Annotated in this window: 1 protein-coding gene; it reads right to left on the bottom strand. The window is 71.0% G+C overall.

Annotation, left to right across the window (positions count from 1 at the left end; translation table 11 throughout):
- Nucleotides 1-20 precede the first annotated feature (20 nt).
- Complete coding sequence (locus HMPREF0731_RS09640) at nt 21-1691, bottom strand: formate--tetrahydrofolate ligase (RefSeq protein WP_007003920.1); 1671 nt, start codon at nt 1689-1691, stop codon at nt 21-23.
- Nucleotides 1692-1797: the final 106 nt, after the last annotated feature.

Below are 1797 nucleotides of genomic sequence, written 5' to 3'. Positions count from 1 at the left end.
CGCCGGGTCGGGGGCGCCGCTCAGAACAGCCCCTCGATGCGGCCCTCTTCGTCGAGGCCGATGCCCTCGGCGGCGGGGCGGCGCGGCAGGCCGGGCATGGTCATGATCTCGCCGGCGATGGCGACGATGAAGCCGGCGCCGGCCGAGAGCCGCACATCGCGCAGCGGCAGCACATGCCCCTCCGGCGCGCCCATCAGCGACGGGTCGGCGCTGAAGGAATACTGCGTCTTGGCGATGCAGACGGGCACATGGCCGAAGCCCGCCTCCTCGAATTTCTTCAGTTTTGCCGCCACCGGCGGCGGAATCGCCACGCTGGCGGCGTGGTAGATCTCGCGCGCCACCGTCTCGATCTTGCCGGAGAGCGACATGTGGTCGTTGTAGAGCGGCTCGAACTTCGCGCGGCCCTCGGCGATCAGCCCCTGCACGGCGCGGGCGAGATCGGCGGCGCCCGCCGCGCCATCCGCCCAATGGGTGCAGAGGATGGCCTCGGTGCCGAGCTTCGCCATCGCCGCCTTCACCGCCTCCACCTCGGCCGCGGTGTCGCTGGTGAATTTGTTCAACGCCACCACCACGGGCAGGCCGAATTTCTGCATGTTCTGCACGTGCCGCGCGAGGTTGGCGATGCCACGGTTGACGGCCGCCACATCCTCCGTCCCCAGCGCCGATTTCGCGACGCCGCCATGCAGCTTCAGCGCCCGCACGGTCGCGACGACGACGCAGGCCGAGGGCGCGAGGCCGGCGGAGCGGCATTTGATGTCGAGGAATTTCTCGGCGCCGAGATCGGCGCCGAAGCCGGCCTCGGTGACGACGACATCGGCCAGCTGCAAGGCGAGGCGCGTGGCGATGACGCTGTTGCAGCCATGCGCGATGTTGGCGAAGGGCCCGCCATGCACCAGCGCCGGGGAGCCGGCGAGCGTCTGCACCAGGTTGGGCGCCAGCGCGTCGCGCAGCAGCGCCGCCATGGCGCCATCCGCCTTCAGGTCGCGCGCGGTGATGCTGCGCCCGTCGCGCGTCTGGCCGATGATGATGCGCCCCAGCCGCGCCTGCAGGTCGGCCAGATCCTTCGACAGGCAGAACACCGCCATCACCTCGGAGGCGACGGTGATGTCGAAGCCATCCTCTCTCGGAAAACCGTTCGGCACGCCGCCGAGGGCGGCGGTGACGCTGCGCAGCGCGCGGTCGTTCATGTCGATGGCGCGGCGCCAGGAGATGCGGCGCGCATCGAGGCCGAGCTCATTGCCCCAGTAGAGATGGTTGTCGATCATCGCCGCCAGCAGGTTGTTGGCGGCGGTGATGGCGTGGAAATCGCCGGTGAAGTGGAGGTTGATCTCCTCCATCGGCACCACCTGGGCGTGGCCGCCGCCGGTCGCCCCGCCCTTGACCCCGAAGCAGGGGCCGAGCGAGGGCTCGCGCAGCGCGATCATGGTGCGGGTGCCGAGGCTGTTCAGCGCGTCGCCCAGGCCGATGGTGGTGGTGGTCTTGCCCTCCCCCGCCGCGGTCGGGTTGATGCCGGTGACCAGCACCAGCGCGCCCGGCTTGTTGCCTTCCTGGGCGCGCAGGAAATCCAGCCCGATCTTCGCCTTGTAGCGGCCATAAGGCTCCAGCGCCGTGTCGGGGATGCCGGCGCGGGCGGCGATCTCCTGGATCGGGAGGAGCTTCGCCGCGCGGGCGATGTCGAGATCGGTCGCCATGAAGGGGCCTTGCGTCTGGGGCGGAGGCACGGGCTTAGACAAGGCCCCGCCGCACGGCAAGCCGCCAGGGGCGCGGTGGCGACGGCGCGCGGCGCCACGGCCGGGC

It is taken from the genome of Pseudoroseomonas cervicalis ATCC 49957, from assembly GCF_000164635.1.
GTDB classification, from domain to species: domain Bacteria; phylum Pseudomonadota; class Alphaproteobacteria; order Acetobacterales; family Acetobacteraceae; genus Pseudoroseomonas; species Pseudoroseomonas cervicalis.
This window is presented reverse-complemented; position numbering and strand designations above follow the sequence as displayed.